The sequence below is a fragment of the Variovorax sp. J22R115 genome (assembly GCF_030317005.1).
GTDB lineage: Bacteria > Pseudomonadota > Gammaproteobacteria > Burkholderiales > Burkholderiaceae_C > Variovorax.
On the sequence record NZ_JASZYM010000036.1, the window covers coordinates 1 to 14849 of the forward strand.

Consider the following 14849-nt stretch of genomic DNA (forward strand, 5'->3'; position numbering starts at 1 on the left):
GAATGTTCATCTGGTTGGGTTCCTTGAGTGATCCGGGGGTTTGGCGATTCCCAGTCTCTCAAACTCAACTCAGATGAACAGATACAACCTATTGGGCCTTCACAGCTAGTCCGGGCGCCGCAAGGTGCCTGGGCGGAGCAAACTCCGGCCCATTCCAGTTCGGCGCGGTAGCGCCAGAAGGAGCGGGCATGAAAGTGACGATTCGATGCTTTGCGGTGGCGCTGGCGCTTCTCGCGGGGTGCGGAGGGGGCGGTGGCGGCGCCAACATGTCGGTCGCCGCATTGGGTGTCGGCGCCACCGCGACGGTCCCGACGCCTGCGCTTCCCCCGGCCCAGCCGAACGCGGGCAGTCCCGCGCAGCCTGCGGGGGGCGCTCCCGTGGCGCCGATGACCGTCAAGGTCACCGAGGTGGCGACGGGCCTTGATACCCCCTGGGGCCTCGCCTTCCTTCCCGACGGCCGGATGCTCATCACGCAGCGCGGCGGCCAGTTGAGGTTGCGCAATGCCGACGGTTCCCCCGTCAACGGCGGCGCCGATCAGATCAGCGGCGTTCCGGCTGTGGCGGCGATCGGGCAGGGCGGCTTGCTCGACGTCGCCGTCGATCCTGCCTTTGCCGGCAATCGCCGCATCTACTTCAGCTACTCCGAGCGGGATGGGTCGAATCCCAACCTCAACGGCACCGCCGTCGCGCGTGCCGAACTCGATGCGAACAACCGCAGCCTCGCCAATCTCGTGGTCATCTACCGGCAATCGCCCAAGGTGGACAGCACGGCGCATTTCGGTTCGCGCCTGGTGTTCGACCGCAACGGCTTTCTCTTCGTCACGCTGGGCGATCGGCTGCTGGACACGCAGCGGGGCTTTGCGCAGGACCTCACGCGCGGCAACGGCAAGGTCGTGCGTATCACCACCGACGGCGCCCCGGCATCGGGCAATCCGTTCGCGGCCACGGCGGGGGCGCAGCCGCACATCTGGAGCTACGGCCATCGCAATCCGCAGGGCGCGGCGCTGCATCCGGTGACGGGTGAGCTCTGGACCAGCGAGCACGGCCCGCAAGGCGGCGACGAGGTCAACCTGACCCTCGCCGGCCGGAACTACGGCTGGCCGGTCATCAGCTACGGGCAGGAATACGGCACGCTCACACAGGTCGGTGAAGGCACGGCCAAGGCGGGCATGGAGCAGCCGCTGACGTACTGGGAAAAGATCGACGGCTCCGCCTGGACGCCCGGAACGGCGAAGTCATCGATCGCGCCGAGCGGCATGGCCTTCTATACGGCCGACAAGCTGCCGGCCTGGACGGGCAATCTGTTCGTCGGTGCGCTCGCCGGCACGGCGTTGTGGCGGCTCACCCTCGACGGCAACACGGTGACGTCGCGTGAACGGCTTCTCGCCGATCGCGGCGAGCGCATCCGCGATGTACGGCAAGGTCCGGACGGATGGCTGTACCTGCTGACGGACAGCAGCAACGGGAAGCTGCTTCGTCTAGAGAGGTGAAGCTCGCCCCCACTTGGGGTCAGGCGGAGCGCGGCGCAACAGCCAGCGATGTGCCTTCGTCGTCTTGCGGCGATCTCGCCAGGATGCGCTTGCGGACTGCGTAGATGTTGTTGCGCAGCGCATAGAGCTCGTCCGCGTAGGACAGCGGCACCGCCACCTTGTTGACCACCCGGTCCAGATCGTCCAGCTCCTTGAGCAACGCCTCGGTCGTGCCTTTTCCGGATTCGAGCCGCGACTCGACATCGCGCAAGCGCGCATACCAGCGGAAAACGCGGCGGCGCACCCGGAACTGATAGAGCGGGGGCACCACGCGGCTCAAGGGCAGCATCAACACCAGCAAGCCGCCCAGCACCAGCCACATCCGCTCGACCAGATTGCTGGCCCAGAAGGGGAGATAGCGCTGCCAGAACGGCGGCGTTCCGTTGATCGCGCGATCGCCCTCGGGGCTCACCGGCAGTTCGCTGGTGCGGGTGTTGGGGAAGTCGCGTGCACGGTTGAACCAGCCCGCGCCGCCGTGCAGGGTCTGCGCGCTTTGCGCGAACAGTTGCCGCAGCGCAGGATGCGTCTCCTCGCGCGCCAGCAACGACGTGGTCGCGGCAAGCAGCGACACGTCTTGCGACGGCAGATCGGACGCCAGGTCAACCACGCCGCGAGGCAAGGTCACAGGTTGCAGGAAGGCGAAGCGGCGCGAATAGGCATCGCTTTGCGCGAAATCCATCAGTTGGATGTCCGGCGCACGCAGCAGCCGCTGCACGAGCGGCGATTGGGGCGCCGAGGCCAGCACGATCACATCGAGCAGGCCGGCCTGCAGCGCCTCGGTGGCGGGCGTCTGTTCGAGGTTCGACAGCTCCAGGGTCGCCGAGTCCATGTGGTTGGCGCGGAACATCCTGTCCATGATGTCGGGCACGCCGCTGCCGGGCTTGTCGACGTTGATGCGCAGCCCCTTGAGTTGCGTGAGCGACGTGAGCGTCGCGGTCTTGCGGTCGATCTTGCGCGCCGCGTCGGTGCGATAGAAGAACCAGAGTGGCTCGAAGAACAGGCTGCCGAGCGAGGTGAGGCCGGCCTCCTCATCCTTCACGGGATCGGCACTGCCGCCGCGCACGAACGCCACGTCGGCCCCACCGTTGCGCAGCAACTGCAGGTTGTCCAGGGAGCCGTCGGTCGGCTTGAGCACGACCTCGATGCCGTCGGTCTTCAACGCCGCAGCGTAGCGCTTGCCGAACTCTGCGTTGGCGCTGCCGGCGGGCCCGGTGGCGAGCGTCACTTGCTTGGGCGGTTGGGGCTGGAGCCACCAGTAGGCTGCGACCAGCAGTCCGATGACGAGGAAGATCACCGGTCCGGCGGAAGCGATCAAGTCACGGATGGAAAGAAGGAAAAGGCGTATGGCTTGAGGCATGCGGTGACGTGGAACGGGCTCTTGATCTTGTTTGCGAGTGGCGCGGCAGCGGCATTTTCATTTGCTTTTGAGCTGACCCTCGTTACAAAGCGCTTGCGAATGAGGTGTGGGCAAAGGCCCTAGCAAGGCTTTGCGCAGGAGTCAATACACCCGGCCGGTTATTGATGAAGGCCTCTGGGGGGCGCCCAATAGCGAACACGGCACAGCTCAATCCCGACTGACTCTCGCTCGACCCCCTGCCCGACCATGACGAACCTCAAGACTCGACTGGCCTTCCTGGGAAAGCTCCTCATGGCACTGCTTGCCCTGGCAGTGCTGCTGCTGATTGCCGGCCATCACCTGTTCTCGATCATCTCGCCGCTGAAACTGCTTCTGTACGCGGGCTTCGGCACCTTGCTGCTGATTGCCGTCGTTGTCGTCTCGGCGATGCTGGGCGCCCGCTGGGACCAACGGACTATGCCTCACGGCGGGGGCCTCGGGCCCAAATCCGCCGCGGAGGGAAAGTAGCTCTCGCCGATGCGGACTGAGGTCGCTGCGCGCACGGCGCGCAGCGTCGCGATCGCCACGACTTCGGCCGCCATCGTGCCCAACACCGTCATGCCCGGCGCATCGCCTTCGAGCGGCACGCGCCCGGTGGCGAGCGCAAAGAGCGTGTCACCGTCACTCATGGTGTGAACTGGATTGATGGCGCGTGCGAGACCGTCGTGCGCGACGCTGGCCAGCCGGTTGGCCTGCACTTTGGTGAGCACGGCATCGGTCGCGACCACGCCCAGCGTGGTGTTGGTTCCGGCCAGCAGCGGCTTGGGCAACTCCCCGCGAAGCAGTGCGCGGCGCGTGTCGAGCAAGGCCCTGCCGTCCTCGGTTCGGGCGCCGGCGATGACTTGCGCGGTGTCGGGGTCGATCACGTCGCCCAGCGCATTGCAGGCGATCAGCGCACCGACGGTGACCCCATTGACGGTGACCGATGCCGTGCCGATGCCACCCTTCATCGCCCGATGTACGCCAAACAGCTTGCCGACCAGCGCGCCGCTGCCTGCGCCCACGTTGCCTTCGGCCGGCGCTGCGGAAGATGCGGCTTCGCAGGCCGCATAGCCGGCGGCGGCATCAGGCCGGATGCGGGCGTCGCCGACCGGCAGGTCGAACAGCACGGCGGCTGGCACGATCGGCAGCGTGCCGTAGCGAACGTCCAGGCCGATGCCACGCTCCTCCAGCCAGCGCGTCGCGCCGTCGGCCGCCGCCAGGCCCCAGGCGCTGCCGCCCGCGAGCACCACCGCATGCACCTGCTGGACGAGGTTGCCGGGCGCAAGCAGATCGGTCTCGCGCGTGCCGGGCGCGGCACCGCGCACGTCGACGCCGGCAACCGCACCGCCGCGCGTGAGGACCACGGTGCAGCCGGTGGGGCGGCGAGGATCGCTGTAATGGCCGACTTCGATGCCGGCGACATCGGTGATGGCGCCCGCTCGCGCGGTGGCGGGGGTGCCGGGAAGAGGCTGATCGGACATCGAATGATTATGGCGGGCCGTTGCGCTTCGATCGCTGAGATGCCACGATCGACCAACCTTGAAGTCACTTGAAGATTCCGCCATGGCCAACGATCAGGGCTACCGCATCGGCGACGCCGCCGCCCGCAGCGGCGTGAGCGCCGCCAACATCCGCTACTACGAAAAGGAAGGCCTCATCGCGCCGCAGGCGCGCAGCGACAACAGCTACCGCATGTACAGCGACGCCGACGTGCACCGCCTGCGCTTCATCCGCCTGTGCCGTGCCATGGACATGTCGCTCGACGAGGTGCGCACCCTGCTGGCGCTCGACCTGCGCAGCAAGGCCGATTGCGATGCCGCCTGCGTGGCGCTCGATGCGCATCTGGGCCACGTGCGCGAGCGCCTGCGCGAACTGCGCTCGCTGGAGAAGGATCTCATCGCGTTGCGCGACTGCTGCGACGGCACGGATGCGCAATGCCACATCATCGAGACGCTGCACGCCCGAGCCGACCGCCAGCCTCTCGCGAACCCGAGGCCCTCCAGAGCCGCGCGTCACGTCTGAGTTCGACCAGGGCGCCCTCAGCGGCCGCGCGCAGGCAGCGGCACACCCCGCTCGGCCATCACGTCGCGCAGGATGGCCGGATCGTCGGTGATGAGGCCGTCCACGCCCCAATCCATGAGCCGCGCCATGTCAGCGCGCTCGTTCACGGTCCAGGGCAGCACGCGGAGGCCGAGCGCCTGCGCCTCCTTCACCAGGGCGGGGGTGAGATCGTCGAAGGACGGGGACCAGACCACGGGCGCCTTGCTGTCCGCGGACGCAGCCTTCACCAGCCGCGGAGCTGAGCCGAAGTCCTCGATACGCAGGCCCGAGGTCCAGCGGCTGTCCTTCAGCGTGCGCGGGCTCGTGAGGTAGGCGCGCGGCAGTTGAGGCGCCAGTTGACCGACCAGTGTGAGCGAGCGCCAGTCGAAGCTCTGGATGGTGACGCGCTGGGACATGCCGGCCTTGTCGATCTCCGTCAGCAGCGCGCGGACCATCTGCTCGGGCGAGGCGGTTTCGTCCGGCCGGGCCGGCTCCAGCTTGGTCTCGATGTTGAAGCGAACCTGGTCCGCACCCAGTTCACGCGTTCTTTCGAACAGCGCGGCCAAGGTCGGGATGCGCTCGCCATCGTTGGTCAACTGCTTTGGGAAGGCCTTGCCGTAGTTGCTTGCGGGGTCGATGCGGCCGACGTCGTAGGTCTGCAGTTGCGTGAGACGCAGCGACCGTATCGTCGGCCCCTTCGACGCCAGGAAGGCACCGCGTGCGTCGCGCGTGTGATCGGGGTTCAACACCGTGTCGTGCGAGATGACCACGACGTCGTCGGCCGTGAGTCCGATGTCGAGTTCGAGCGTGGTGACGCCGAGGCCGACCGCCTTGGAGAACGCGGCCAGCGTGTTTTCCGGCGCGAGGGCGCGGCCGCCGCGATGCGCTTGAAGGTCAATGGTCGGCTTGGCATCGCGCACGGGCGATGCACAGCCTGCGAACATCGACAGGCAAAGCAAGCAGGGCGCGAACCTCCAGTGTTTCATCCTCATTTGAGTTCTACGGTGATTCCGTCATCTTGCACCGTGATTGCACCGATCTCGTAGGTCTTGCGTCCCACGGTCAACTCTTCGGCCGTGAAGGTGCGCAACGCCTGGTCTCGCAGAAGCTCCTGTGCCACCACGGCGCCGATGTTCTGCAGGCGCTCTGCGTCGCGGCCCGTCACGCCCTGCAGTTCGAGCCGCTCCGCCTGCGGCCGGTCCAGCCGCAGGGCGCGAGTGGGTGCGTCGTACTTGAGCGCGCTGCTGACCGAGACGATGCCCTCTACCGTCTGAGGCTGCAACAACGGGCTCGAGATCGACAGCACCGCCGTGATCGCCGCGCGGTTGCTGCGCGCGTCCAGCCCCAACCGCGGATCGCGCAGGCCGACCGTGAAGATGTCCGCGTAGCGCTTCTGCACCGGAAAGCGCTTGGCGATCTGCGCCTGCAGTTCATCGCGGCTCGCGGTGTATTCGCTGGTGAAGAAGTTGAATCCGGCCAGCGCGGCGAACGGCGCGGGCATCGCGCACGCACCCAGCAGCGCGCGCAGGAGGGTACGGCGGGAGCGGAGGCGGAATCGAAGAGGAGAGCGGTTTCGCATACCGCTCGGAGCTTGCCACAGGCCGGGGGTTCCCCGGCCGACGTCCGCTCAGTCGTGCAAGGACGAAAGGAACTGTTTCAGTTCCGCGGTCTGCGGATTGCCGAACAACTCGGCCGGCGGACCCATTTCGTGCACGCGGCTCTGGTGCATGAAGATCACGCGATCGCTCACCTTGCGCGCGAAGCTCATCTCGTGCGTCACCATCAGCAGCGTCATGCCTTCGTCGGCAAGCGACTCCACCACGCGAAGCACCTCGCCCACGAGTTCGGGGTCGAGCGCGGAGGTGATCTCGTCGCACAGCAGCACCGCCGGCTCCATCGCCAGCGCGCGGGCGATCGCCACCCGTTGCTGCTGGCCGCCGGAGAGCTGGTCGGGCATGGCGTCGAACTTCTCGGCCAGCCCGACGCGCGTGAGCAGCTTGCGCGCCTGCGATGCGGCCTCGAGGCTGCTGCGCTTCTTGACCAATGTGGGCGCGAGCATCACGTTGCGCCCGACCGTCAGATGCGGAAACAGGTTGAAGCTCTGGAAGATCATGCCCACGTGCTGGCGCAGTTCGCGCATCGCCATCGCGCTCTCGTGCAGCAGCGGCTTGCCGTCCACCGTGAGCGAACCTTCCTGGAAGACTTCGAGCCCATTGATGCAACGCAGCAGCGTGCTCTTGCCCGAGCCGCTCTTGCCGATGATCGCGATCACCTCGCCGCGCTTGACCTCGAGGTCGATGCCCTTGAGCACCTCGTTGCTGCCATAGGACTTGCGCAGGGCGGTGATCCGCACGATCGGCGCCGCGAATGCGCTGGCGCTGGGGACGGGGGCTTCAGCGACGAGCGCCATGGATCTTCCTCTCGAGGTTCTTGGCGTACAGGCTCACGGGAAAGCACAGCACGAAATAGAGCAGGGCGACGCAGCTGAACACGACGAAGGGCTTGAAGGTCGCGTTCGAGATCATGCTGCCCGCCTTGGTGAGTTCGACGAAGCCGATGACCGAGGCCAGCGCCGTGCCCTTGATCACCTGCACCAGGAAGCCTACCGTCGGCGCCACGGCGATGCGCGTGGCCTGCGGCAGGATCACGTGGCGCATCTGCTCACTGAAGTTGAGCGCGAGACTGCCGGAAGCCTCCCACTGCCCCTTGGGAATGGAAGCCACGCACCCGCGCCAGATCTCGGTGAGAAATGCGCTCGTGTACAGCGTGAGCGCCACCGATGCGGCGGTCCACGCCGAAACGTCGATGCCGAAAAGCGCGATGCCGAAGTAGGCCAGGAAGAGCTGCATCAGCAACGGCGTGCCCTGAAAGACCTGCACGTAGAGGCCGATCAGCCGTTGGGCCAAGCGGCCGCCGGACAGGCGCAGGAAAAGCAGCAGCCCTCCCACCACGCCGCCGCCGACGAAGGCGATCAGCGACAGCACGACGGTCCAGCGCAAGGCCAGCAGCAGGTTGCGCAGGATGTCCCAGAGGGAGAAGTCGGTCATGCGCGCCTCAGCGTCCGAAGAAGTACCTGGGCCCGGCCCAGTTGAGCAGCCGGCGTGCGCCCACCGACAGCGCGAGGTAGATCACCGTCGCGATGATGAAGGCCTCGAACGCGCGGAAGTTGCGGCTCTGGATCAGGTTCGCGGCATAGCTCAGTTCCTCGGTCGAGATCTGGCTGCAGACGGCCGAGCCCAGCATCACGATGATGATCTGGCTCACCATCGCGGGCCACACCTTCTTCATCGCTGGCGGTAGCACCACGCGCATGAACACCTGCACCTTGTTGAGCGCCAGGCTCACAGCCGCCTCGATCTGCCCGCGGGGCGTGGCCTCGATGCCGGCGCGGATGATCTCGGTCGCGTAGGCGCCGAGGTTCATCACCATCGCGATGATCGAAGCCACCTCCGGCGAGAGCTTGAAGCCCGCAGCCGGCAGCCCGAAGAAGATGAAGAACAGCTGCACGATGAAGGGCGTGTTGCGGATCAGCTCCACGTAGCTGCCCACGATCCAGCGCAGCCACGCAGGGCCGCTCGCGCGGGCCCATGCGCAGGCGACGCCGACGACCATGCCGATCACGGTCGCGATGGCGGTCAGGCCCAGCGTCCACAGCACGCCCCTGACGAGCAGGGGCCATTGGCCGAGGACGGCGCCGAAGTCGAATTCGATGCCCATGTCGATGGCTATCGCACGCTCAGACCGGCAGGTCGCCCGCGGGGCGGCCCAGCCATTTCTTCGCCATGGCGTCGAGCGTGCCGTCCTTCTTCGCGCCGGCAATGATGTCGTTGATCTTGGTCTTCAGCGCATCCTCGCCCTTGGCGATGCCGATGAAGCAGGGGCTGTCCTTGAGCAGCAGCTTGTATTCGGCGCCGAGCTGCGGGTTCTTCTGCATCATGTCGCCGGCGACGGCCGCGCTGGTGGCGATGGTCTGCGTCTGGCCCGCGACGAAGGCGGCGATGGTGGCGTTGTTGTCCTCGAAGCGCTTGTAGTCGACGTTGGACGGCGCCACCTTGGCCAGCTCCTGGTCTTCCATCGCGCCGCGTGTCACAGCCACGCTCTTGCCGCCCATGTCGGCAAAGCTCTTGATGGCAAGGTTCTTGGAGGCGTACACCGCCTGGAAGAAGGGTGCGTAGGCGGCCGAGAAATCGATCACCTTCTCGCGCTCGGCGTTCTTGCCGAGCGTGGAGATCACGAGGTCCGCCTTGCGCGTCTGCAGGTAGGGGATGCGGTTGGCGCTGGTCACGGGCACCAGCTCGACCTTGACACCCAGCTTGCTCGCGATGAGCTGGGCCATCTCGACGTCGAGGCCTTGCGGCGTCATGGTCTTGTCGACCGAGCCGTAGGGCGGGTAGTCCGTCGGCACGGCAATTTTGATGGTCTTGGCCTTCAGGACGTTGTCGAGCGCATTCTGGGCGTGCGCGGCACCGACGCTGAACAGCGCGGCCGCGGCGAGGATCGACGCAAACTGGCGCTTGGAATACTTCATGGCAGGGCTCCTGGGTAAGTCGATGGTTGCTTCCACCGGCTGTACGCAAGAGCTGTGCCGGTTCAGTCCATCCGGGCGCCGGAGGCCTTGACCGCTTTCTCCCAACGGGGCGTTTCAGCGACCAGGAATTTCGCGAAGTCCTCGGAACCGAGGAAGGCAGGGTCAGCGCCTTGGCTCACCATGCGGTCGCGCACCTCGGGGCTGGTCAGCACCTGCTTGAACGCGTCGCTGAGCTTGGCGACGACGTCCTTCGGCGTGCCGGCGGGCGCGAGAAAGCCGTAGAACCCGACCACCTCGAAGCCCTTGATGCCGGCCTCGATCACCGTCGGCACATCGGGGAGGGCGGGGTTGCGCGTGGCGCTGGTGACGGCCAGCGCACGGACCTTGCCTTGCTTGTGATAGTTGGCCGCCTGCGGAATCGATTCGGCCATGAACTGCACCTGCCCGCCCATCAAGTCGGTGAAGGCCGGCGCACTGCCGCGATAGGGGATGTGGACCATGAAGATGCCCGTCGCGTTCTTGAACATCTCCGGCACCAGGTGGCTGATGCCGCCGTTGCCGGCCGAGCCGTAGTTGATCTGGCCCGGCCGCGCGCGGGCGTAGTCGACGAACTGCTTGAGACTTGTCACGGGCAGCTTCGGCGTCACCAGCAGCGCGAGCGGCTGCATGGCGGTGCGAGCGATCGGCGTGAAGTCCTTGAGCGTGTTGTAAGGCAGCTTGGCGTAGAGCGCGCCGTTGATCACTGCCACGCCCGTGTTGGCCAGCATCAGCGTGTAGCCGTCCGCCGGGCTCTTGGCGACGGCCTCGGCGCCGACCGAGCCGCCTGCGCCGGGCTTGTAGTCGACGATCACGGGCTGGCCGAGCACGGCCTGCAGCTTGTCGGTCAGCAGGCGTGCGTGCTGGTCCAGCGGCCCTCCGGCAGGAAAGCCGATCACGACCTTGATCGGTTTTTCGGGAAAGGCGGCCATGGCTGTGGCGCAAGCCGCCAAGCACAGGACCGCCGCGATGCCTTTGCGGGCGATGTTCATGTTTGTCTCCTCGTTGAGCGAGGGATCATAAACAGCGCCTGCCTACGCGGCCCCGCGCTGGATTCAGCTCTTGAGCGTGGCTTTCAGCGTGATCTCGGGCACGCTGGCGAGCGCCTTCGACAGCGGGCAGCCGGCCTTCGCGCCGGCGGCGAGTTCCTGGAACTTCGCTTCGTCGATCCCCGGAATGCTGGCTTCGAGTTCGAGCTGGATGCGGTCGATCTTGAAACCGGGACCGTCCTTGGCGAGACGCACCGCCGCCTTGGTGTCGATCGAATTGGCGGTGAAGCCCGCGCCTTCGAGCGCGAAGGCGAACGCCATCGTCAGGCAGCCGGCGTGCGCCGCGCCCAGAATTTCTTCCGGGTTGGTGCCGCGCTTGTCGTCTTCGAAGCGGCTCGCGAATCCGTAGGGATAGTCCTTGAGCGCGCCGGTCTCTGTGCTGATCTGGCCCTTGCCGGTCTTGCCGGCGCCTTCCCAGTGAACGCTCGCGTGCTTGTCTGCAGCCATGTGAACTCCTTGGTGAGTGGGTTGAACGGAGCCTGCCGTTGTACGGCATATCGGCGGCGCCGTCTGTCGGCCTTTGGTGCAACAAAGTGGTGACCCTGGCGGCCCTGGCGAGTCACCGATGTGACGGCTTCGGGGCTTCCCCGATGCAGGCGCCTCGCGGGGCGTCGTAGGCTCTCACGCTGTTTGGAGACTGTATGGATCGCCCGCACTACAAATTCTGGCCCCAGCGCCTGCCCCGTTCGATCACTGTGCCCGCCACCTCCCTGTGGCACAACCTCGCGACCGCCGCCGCACGCTACCCCGACAAGGCCGCGCTCGTCTTCTTCGGCAGCGAGATCACCTACCGCGAATTCGCCGCGCAGGCCGAGCGCCTCGCCGGCACGCTGCATGCACTGGGCGTGAAACGCGGCGACCGGGTGCTGCTCGACATGCAGAACTGCCCGCAACTCGTGATCGCGCATTTCGCGATCCTGCGCGCCAATGCCGTCGTGGTGCCGGTCAATCCGATGAACCGTGCCGAGGAGCTGAAGCACTACATCACCGACCCGGATGCGAAGGTCGCGATCACGACCGGCGATCTGGCGTCCGAACTCGCCAAGGCTAGCAACGCGCTCGAGCCCAAGGACCGGCTCGCGCACATGATCGTCACCCAGTTCACCGACACCTTCGACGCCGAAGTGACCGGCGACGAGGCGCCCGCTGCGGCCTGGCGCGACTGGCTGCTGACGCGCCACCCCTTGCCCGCGCTCGAAGGCGGCGCCGTCATGGCGTGGACCGATGCGATGAATGCCGGGCACCCCGCGCCCGAGCACGTGGTCGGTGCCAACGACATGGCCTTGCTGCCCTACACCAGCGGCACCACCGGCCTGCCCAAGGGCTGCATCCACCACCATTCGAGCCTGATGCACAACGCCTTCGCCGGCCAGATCTGGGGCCTGGGCTCGTCGGAAGCGGTGGTGCTGGCGGTGGTGCCGATGTTCCACATCACCGGTGTGGTGAGCATGATGCACACGACGATCCTCATCGCGGGCACGCTGGTCATCATGCCGCGCTGGGACCGCGACGTCGCCGGACGGCTCATCTCGCGCCGCAAGGTCACGAGTTGGACCAACATCCCCACCATGGTCATCGACCTGATGGCCAGCCCGAACTTCGCGAACTACGACCTGAGCAGCCTCGCCTACATCGGCGGCGGCGGTGCGGCAATGCCGCAGGCCGTCGCACAGCGTCTGCTGGAGCAGTTCGGGCTGAAGTACCAGGAAGGCTACGGACTCACCGAAACCGCCGCGCCATCGCACGCCAATCCCTTCGAGAACCCCAAGCAGCAGTGCCTGGGCATTCCCTACATGAGCACCGATGCACGCGTGGTCGACCCCGACACGCTGCAGGAAATGCCCATCGGCGAATCGGGCGAAATCATCATCCACGGCCCCGAAGTCTTCCAGGGCTACTGGAAGCGCCCCGACGCGACGGCCGCAGCCTTCGTCGAGTTCGGGGGCAAGCGCTTCTTCCGCTCGGGCGACATGGGCCGCATGGACGAGGACGGCTACTTCTTCATGACCGACCGCCTCAAGCGCATGATCAATGCGAGCGGCTTCAAGGTCTGGCCGGCCGAGGTCGAACTGCTGATGTTCCGCCACCCCGCAATCCAGGAGGCCTGCGTGATCGCGATGAAGGACGCCTATCGCGGCGAATCGGTCAAGGCCGTGGTCGTGCTGCGCCCGACGCACAAGGACACGACCGAGCAGCAAATCATCGACTGGTGCCGCGAGAACATGGCGGTCTACAAGATCCCGCGCGCGGTGCAGTTCGTCGATGCCTTGCCCAAGAGCGGCAGCGGCAAGGTGATGTGGCGGCTGCTGCAGGAGGCGGAGAGCAAGCCCTGACGGGACCGGCGCGAGAGCCTCGCTCCGTCAGCTTTCCAATCGCGGGCCCGCGTAACCGAGCTTCGCGCTGGTGGCCTGCGCTTCACGTCGAACAGCCGTCGCTATCGGGCCGTTCGTGGACGGATCGAAGCCACCACTGGCGCCAAGGGCAGTGATCACGGCGCACACCCGGCCGGTGAAGTCGAACACGGGGGCGGCCACGGCGCTGATCCCGCGCAGGTAGACATCCTTCACGACCGCGCAGCCGGCTGCCCTGACTTCGCTTTGCAGACTGTCGATCGGATTCGGCATCGGCAGAAGGGCGAGCATGTCGGGTGTCGCGGCGGCCAGCTCTTCTTCCGCCAGGGTCCGCACGCGGGCCTCGTCCAGCAGTCCCAGGAAGACCCGGCCGGTCGCTGACCAGACCAGCGACATCACCGAGCCGGCGCGCACATTGACCGTCACGGGCAAGCCAGGCTCCTCGAAACGCATGATGGTGGGCCCCTTGTTGCCCATGAGAGCGACGAAGCAGGTGATCTCCAGGCTTTCCCGCAGTCGGACCAGCGCCGGTTCGGCGAGGCGGATGGGCTCGGCCTGGCGCATCGCCGTCAAGCCAATCTGGATCAGCTCGGGTCCGAGGAAATAGCGCTGGGAGCTTGCGTCCTGGTCGACCAGACCCTCCTGGATCAGGCTCGCCAGGTAGCGATGCACCTTGGCCGGGCTTTCCCCCACTTGCGCGGCCAACGCGGACAGGCCCGCACTGCCGCCCATGCCCGACAAGGTCTTGAGCACGGCCATGCCCGTTTCTGCGGACTGGACGCGCTGCCGGCGCTCCAGCACTCGCGGGGCGCCGGCGTCCAGCGCTGGATCGGGCTTCTTGGTCTTGCTCATGGCGTTTGATCCTAATGAGGGGAAGCGGGGCGGTAGAAACCCCATGTTTTGATTACGCATAGCGTATAACAATTACGCAAATCACTCCTAAGGATCGACCCGATGAAGAAGCTTCTTGTCGCGACGCTGCTGGCGTTGCCCGTCCTGCACCTGCCCGCGCTCGCGCAACAGGCCCCGGGGACCTTTCCGACCAAGCCGGTCCGATGGGTCGTTCCCTATGCGGCGGGCGGCGGCTCCGACTTCCTCGCGCGCACCATCGGGCAGACCTGGTCGACGCAGGCGGGCCAGCCGGTCCTGGTCGACAACAAGCCCGGCGGCAACACGGCGCTCGGTGCTGCCGAGGTCGCGCGCGCCGCGGCGGATGGCTACACGGTGCTGTCGGCAGACAACGGCACGCTGGTCTTCAATCCGGTGCTCTACAAGGCGCTCAGCTACAGCCCTACCAAGGACCTTGCACCCGTCACGCTGATGGGGCGCTTTCCGATGATCCTGGTCGTCGGTCCTGGCATCGAGGTCAAGGACGCCAAGGATTTCATCGCCCAGGCCAAGGCCAAGTCCGGCGGCTTCAACTACGGTTCGGCCGGAGCGGGAAGTCCTCACCATCTGGCGATGGAACTGCTGAAGTCTGAGGCCGGCATCGAGATGGTCCATGCACCGTATCGCGGCGCCGCGCCGGCCCTGGCCGACGTGGCCGGCGGCCAGATCCCGGCCATGATGGTCGACCTGGCCGCAGGCGCCGGCTTCATCAAGGGCGGCAAGGTCAAGGCGCTGGCCGTGGCAAACGCGACCCGGCTGCCGCAGTTGCCGGACGTGCCGACCTTCGCTGAACTGGGCTACAAGAATGTCGAAGCGGCGGCGCTCGTCGGCATGGTGGTGCCCGCAGGCACGCCGCCCGCGACCATCGCCGCGATCAACAAGCAGGTCGTCGAGGCGATCCACGACCCGGCCGTCAGCAAGCGGCTGGTCGACTTCGGTGTCGAGCCGGTCGGCAACACGCCGGCGCAGTTCGCGGAGTTGCTGAAGGCCGAAACCACCAAGTGGCAGAAGCTCATCCGTGACCTGAAGATCTCGCTGGACTGAGGAGGC

16 protein-coding genes are annotated in these 14849 nt (G+C 66.6%); 5 read left to right on the forward strand and 11 right to left on the reverse strand.

What is annotated here, in order from left to right:
* The first annotated feature begins 188 nt into the window (after positions 1-188).
* A complete protein-coding gene (locus QTI04_RS33160; RefSeq protein ID WP_286619491.1) occupies positions 189-1490 on the forward strand; it encodes a PQQ-dependent sugar dehydrogenase in 1302 nt (433 codons plus the stop codon).
* Positions 1491-1509: 19 nt separating this feature from the next.
* On the opposite strand, the gene QTI04_RS33165 is transcribed toward QTI04_RS33160, so the two are convergent.
* Positions 1510-2886 carry a TAXI family TRAP transporter solute-binding subunit gene (locus tag QTI04_RS33165; RefSeq protein ID WP_286604289.1) on the reverse strand — a complete coding sequence of 459 codons (1377 nt, stop codon included), beginning with the start codon at positions 2884-2886 and terminating at the stop codon, positions 1510-1512.
* A 246-nt stretch (positions 2887-3132) separates the two neighbouring features.
* On the opposite strand from QTI04_RS33165, the gene QTI04_RS33170 reads away from it, so the two are divergent.
* Positions 3133-3393 carry a hypothetical protein gene (locus QTI04_RS33170; protein WP_286619492.1) on the forward strand — a complete coding sequence of 87 codons (261 nt, stop codon included), beginning with the start codon at positions 3133-3135 and terminating at the stop codon, positions 3391-3393.
* On the opposite strand, the gene QTI04_RS33175 is transcribed toward QTI04_RS33170, so the two are convergent.
* Positions 3348-4388, reverse strand: a complete 1041-nt coding sequence (locus QTI04_RS33175; protein WP_286619493.1) for a P1 family peptidase — start codon at positions 4386-4388, stop codon at positions 3348-3350. The genes QTI04_RS33170 and QTI04_RS33175 overlap by 46 nt on opposite strands.
* 82 nt (positions 4389-4470) lie before the next feature.
* Between QTI04_RS33175 and QTI04_RS33180 the strand changes: the two genes are divergently transcribed.
* On the forward strand, positions 4471-4929 hold the full coding sequence (locus tag QTI04_RS33180; RefSeq protein ID WP_286604294.1) for a Cd(II)/Pb(II)-responsive transcriptional regulator: 459 nt from the start codon (positions 4471-4473) through the stop codon (positions 4927-4929).
* Between the two features lie 17 nt (positions 4930-4946).
* Here the strand turns inward: QTI04_RS33180 and QTI04_RS33185 are convergent, their stop codons facing one another.
* From QTI04_RS33185 to QTI04_RS33220, 8 genes are all read right to left on the reverse strand, one after another.
* Positions 4947-5933, reverse strand: coding sequence for a glycerophosphodiester phosphodiesterase (locus QTI04_RS33185; RefSeq protein ID WP_286619494.1), 987 nt, complete (start codon positions 5931-5933; stop codon positions 4947-4949).
* Positions 5934-5935: 2 nt separating this feature from the next.
* Complete coding sequence (locus tag QTI04_RS33190) at positions 5936-6448, reverse strand: DUF1439 domain-containing protein (RefSeq protein ID WP_286604296.1); 513 nt, start codon at positions 6446-6448, stop codon at positions 5936-5938.
* A gap of 126 nt (positions 6449-6574) precedes the next feature.
* A complete protein-coding gene (locus tag QTI04_RS33195; RefSeq protein ID WP_286619495.1) occupies positions 6575-7357 on the reverse strand; it encodes an amino acid ABC transporter ATP-binding protein in 783 nt (260 codons plus the stop codon).
* Positions 7341-7994 carry an amino acid ABC transporter permease gene (locus QTI04_RS33200; RefSeq protein WP_286604299.1) on the reverse strand — a complete coding sequence of 218 codons (654 nt, stop codon included), beginning with the start codon at positions 7992-7994 and terminating at the stop codon, positions 7341-7343. Before QTI04_RS33200 ends, QTI04_RS33195 begins: the two co-directional genes overlap by 17 nt.
* Before the next feature lie 7 nt (positions 7995-8001).
* Positions 8002-8664 carry an amino acid ABC transporter permease gene (locus tag QTI04_RS33205; RefSeq protein ID WP_286619496.1) on the reverse strand — a complete coding sequence of 221 codons (663 nt, stop codon included), beginning with the start codon at positions 8662-8664 and terminating at the stop codon, positions 8002-8004.
* Positions 8665-8683: 19 nt separating this feature from the next.
* Positions 8684-9475 carry a transporter substrate-binding domain-containing protein gene (locus tag QTI04_RS33210; RefSeq protein WP_286619497.1) on the reverse strand — a complete coding sequence of 264 codons (792 nt, stop codon included), beginning with the start codon at positions 9473-9475 and terminating at the stop codon, positions 8684-8686.
* A gap of 62 nt (positions 9476-9537) precedes the next feature.
* Complete coding sequence (locus QTI04_RS33215; RefSeq protein ID WP_286604332.1) at positions 9538-10443, reverse strand: tripartite tricarboxylate transporter substrate binding protein; 906 nt, start codon at positions 10441-10443, stop codon at positions 9538-9540.
* A 123-nt stretch (positions 10444-10566) separates the two neighbouring features.
* Positions 10567-11007 carry an OsmC family protein gene (locus QTI04_RS33220; protein ID WP_286604302.1) on the reverse strand — a complete coding sequence of 147 codons (441 nt, stop codon included), beginning with the start codon at positions 11005-11007 and terminating at the stop codon, positions 10567-10569.
* Positions 11008-11201: 194 nt separating this feature from the next.
* Between QTI04_RS33220 and QTI04_RS33225 the strand changes: the two genes are divergently transcribed.
* Positions 11202-12893 carry a long-chain fatty acid--CoA ligase gene (locus QTI04_RS33225; RefSeq protein ID WP_286619498.1) on the forward strand — a complete coding sequence of 564 codons (1692 nt, stop codon included), beginning with the start codon at positions 11202-11204 and terminating at the stop codon, positions 12891-12893.
* A gap of 27 nt (positions 12894-12920) precedes the next feature.
* Here the strand turns inward: QTI04_RS33225 and QTI04_RS33230 are convergent, their stop codons facing one another.
* Positions 12921-13763, reverse strand: a complete 843-nt coding sequence (locus QTI04_RS33230) for an IclR family transcriptional regulator (RefSeq protein ID WP_286619499.1) — start codon at positions 13761-13763, stop codon at positions 12921-12923.
* A gap of 102 nt (positions 13764-13865) precedes the next feature.
* Between QTI04_RS33230 and QTI04_RS33235 the strand changes: the two genes are divergently transcribed.
* Positions 13866-14843 (forward strand): tripartite tricarboxylate transporter substrate binding protein, encoded by a 978-nt coding sequence (locus QTI04_RS33235; RefSeq protein ID WP_286619500.1) that lies wholly within the window; start codon positions 13866-13868, stop codon positions 14841-14843.
* Positions 14844-14849: the final 6 nt, after the last annotated feature.

What these genes read in the sequence shown, in the direction of transcription:
- QTI04_RS33195 (WP_286619495.1), bottom strand. Translation starts at nt 7,357, where the DNA reads ATGGCGCTCGTCGCTGAAGCCCCCGTCCCCAGCGCCAGCGCATTCGCG.
- QTI04_RS33205 (WP_286619496.1), bottom strand. Translation starts at nt 8,664, where the DNA reads ATGGGCATCGAATTCGACTTCGGCGCCGTCCTCGGCCAATGGCCCCTG.
- QTI04_RS33220 (WP_286604302.1), bottom strand. Translation starts at nt 11,007, where the DNA reads ATGGCTGCAGACAAGCACGCGAGCGTTCACTGGGAAGGCGCCGGCAAG.
- QTI04_RS33160 (WP_286619491.1), top strand. Translation starts at nt 189, where the DNA reads ATGAAAGTGACGATTCGATGCTTTGCGGTGGCGCTGGCGCTTCTCGCG.
- QTI04_RS33200 (WP_286604299.1), bottom strand. Translation starts at nt 7,994, where the DNA reads ATGACCGACTTCTCCCTCTGGGACATCCTGCGCAACCTGCTGCTGGCC.
- QTI04_RS33215 (WP_286604332.1), bottom strand. Translation starts at nt 10,443, where the DNA reads ATGGCCGCCTTTCCCGAAAAACCGATCAAGGTCGTGATCGGCTTTCCT.
- QTI04_RS33165 (WP_286604289.1), bottom strand. Translation starts at nt 2,886, where the DNA reads ATGCCTCAAGCCATACGCCTTTTCCTTCTTTCCATCCGTGACTTGATC.
- QTI04_RS33225 (WP_286619498.1), top strand. Translation starts at nt 11,202, where the DNA reads ATGGATCGCCCGCACTACAAATTCTGGCCCCAGCGCCTGCCCCGTTCG.
- QTI04_RS33210 (WP_286619497.1), bottom strand. Translation starts at nt 9,475, where the DNA reads ATGAAGTATTCCAAGCGCCAGTTTGCGTCGATCCTCGCCGCGGCCGCG.
- QTI04_RS33235 (WP_286619500.1), top strand. Translation starts at nt 13,866, where the DNA reads ATGAAGAAGCTTCTTGTCGCGACGCTGCTGGCGTTGCCCGTCCTGCAC.
- QTI04_RS33175 (WP_286619493.1), bottom strand. Translation starts at nt 4,388, where the DNA reads ATGTCCGATCAGCCTCTTCCCGGCACCCCCGCCACCGCGCGAGCGGGC.
- QTI04_RS33170 (WP_286619492.1), top strand. Translation starts at nt 3,133, where the DNA reads ATGACGAACCTCAAGACTCGACTGGCCTTCCTGGGAAAGCTCCTCATG.
- QTI04_RS33180 (WP_286604294.1), top strand. Translation starts at nt 4,471, where the DNA reads ATGGCCAACGATCAGGGCTACCGCATCGGCGACGCCGCCGCCCGCAGC.
- QTI04_RS33185 (WP_286619494.1), bottom strand. Translation starts at nt 5,933, where the DNA reads ATGAAACACTGGAGGTTCGCGCCCTGCTTGCTTTGCCTGTCGATGTTC.
- QTI04_RS33190 (WP_286604296.1), bottom strand. Translation starts at nt 6,448, where the DNA reads ATGCCCGCGCCGTTCGCCGCGCTGGCCGGATTCAACTTCTTCACCAGC.
- QTI04_RS33230 (WP_286619499.1), bottom strand. Translation starts at nt 13,763, where the DNA reads ATGAGCAAGACCAAGAAGCCCGATCCAGCGCTGGACGCCGGCGCCCCG.